Origin of the sequence: Phytoactinopolyspora endophytica (assembly GCF_004138495.1) — a bacterium.
Taxonomy (GTDB): domain Bacteria; phylum Actinomycetota; class Actinomycetes; order Jiangellales; family Jiangellaceae; genus Phytoactinopolyspora; species Phytoactinopolyspora endophytica.
On sequence record NZ_ML142862.1, the window covers coordinates 2,991 to 4,777 of the forward strand.

At 65.4% G+C, this 1,787-nt stretch carries 1 protein-coding gene; it reads right to left on the minus strand.

Features of this window, described 5'->3' with window-relative positions:
• Positions 1 to 1,658 (minus strand): choice-of-anchor G family protein (locus ELR45_RS23310; protein WP_165368038.1); only part of this gene is annotated, 1,658 nt, incomplete at its 3' end.
• Positions 1,659 to 1,787 lie beyond the last annotated feature (129 nt).

The following is a 1,787-nucleotide window of genomic DNA, read 5'->3' on the forward strand; positions in this document are numbered from 1 at the left end:
TCCTCGTCACCGTCTTCAGTCCCGTCCTCGGTCCCGTCCTCGTCACCGTCTTCAGTCCCGTCCTCGGTGCCATCCTCGTCACCGTCCTCAGTCCCGTCCTCGGTGCCATCCTCGTCACCGTCTTCGTCACCATCGGAGGACTGATTGGGTCCGACTGCCGACTGCGCGAGCGTCAGTGAGATACCGCCTTCGGCGGGCAACAGATCGATCTCCAGCGCCGCGACGCTGTGCGCGCCGTCCTCGTCCGCCTGTGCGTTCACCTGTACCGCTATCAGCTCCGTCAGCACATCTCCGACCGGAGCGAGGCTCTCAGCCAGGGTGTCCACGAGCGGTGCCACGGTCTCGCCCACGGTGCCGGCCACACCGCCGTCGCCGAACAGCGTGTCCTCGACCAACCCGCCGATGACGTCGACGATCTGGCTGACCAGCTCCGCCACGAGCGGCCCGACGACGCCGACCACGACTCCCGTGCTGTTGTCCTCCAGCTCTGCTTCACCATTGACCAAGGCACCCAACGTGGTGTCCATGCTCAGGTCCAGCACGTCGTTCACGACGAGCGCGCTCACCTCGGCGTAGATATCGATGCCGAGCTCCACGGCCTGGAGTGCTTCGGTGACCGCCTCAACGATCTGGTCCGTCAGCCCTTCCAGGAGAGCGGTCACCTGCTCGGTCAGACCGTCGATGACTTCAGGACTCAACAGGTCCGTGTTGGGCTCTTGCCCGTTGAGGCCACCGTCGACCAGCTGGTCGAGATCGACGACGAGCGAGGCGTTGGCGAGGTCGAGCTCGACACCGGTGCCCTCGCCCAACGGCGTGGCCAGGATCTCGTCAAGCGCCTCGGACAGGTTCGCCTCGAGTTCGACCGTGATGTCGGGCCCCGTGACGTCGACGAGCGGCAGCGCCGCCAGCCCGTCCAGAAGCTCGCCGACCGCGTCCAGCGACTCCAGCGCACCGGCGATGGCGCCGTCCGGCCCGGCGAGTTCGTTGACCGTGTCCTCGACAGTCACCACCGCGTCGTCGATACCTGCCAGCAGGTCGGCGACCGCAGGAACCTCAAGAATCAGGCTGCCGCCTGCGATCTCGTACGCGCGCTCGACGTCGGGCTCACCGGCGGAAGCTTGCAGGTGAGCTTCCGAGGAGATCGCGCCCAGCTCCAGTTCGACGCCAGCGATGGCTTCCGCCATGCCCTCACCGAGGAGATCGGTGAGGTTCAGGGTGGCGTTTCCCGGGAAGTCGTCACCTCCCGTGCCTACTCCGCCGCCGTCGGCCACCGCGCCCGCAGCCGACTGTGAGGCGCCGCCCGGTTCCGACGACGCCCACTGGTTCACGGCTCCCAGTTCGATGATGTCGCTCAACGGCAACTCGACTCCGCCCAGGTCGATGGGGAGAGTCTCCAGCACGGTGAGGTCGAGCGGATCGGAAGCGGTGACGGCCTCATCCTCGCCGATGTTCTCCGTCTCCGCGCCGACGAGCTCGGCCACGCTGTCCAGATCGAGATCGAGAACTTGCCCGGAGAGGAACCGTGCCGACGCACGCGACTCGTCTCCGTCTTCCGCAGACGCTGGAATGAGCGACCCGCCGACTGCGAAAGCCGGAATCAGTGCCGCTGTCCCCAGCGCTCTCGTTGTTCGTGTCCGATTCGGTGTCGATGCTGTCATGGACATTTCTCCTCCCCCGTGGGGTTGCCCGCCGATCACTGGGACGACGTGCCGAAATCAATACATGACAGGAAAACTAACTGAGAGTTTATTGCTATGACAATAAGTTCATTGAAAGTCGCGGCCCTG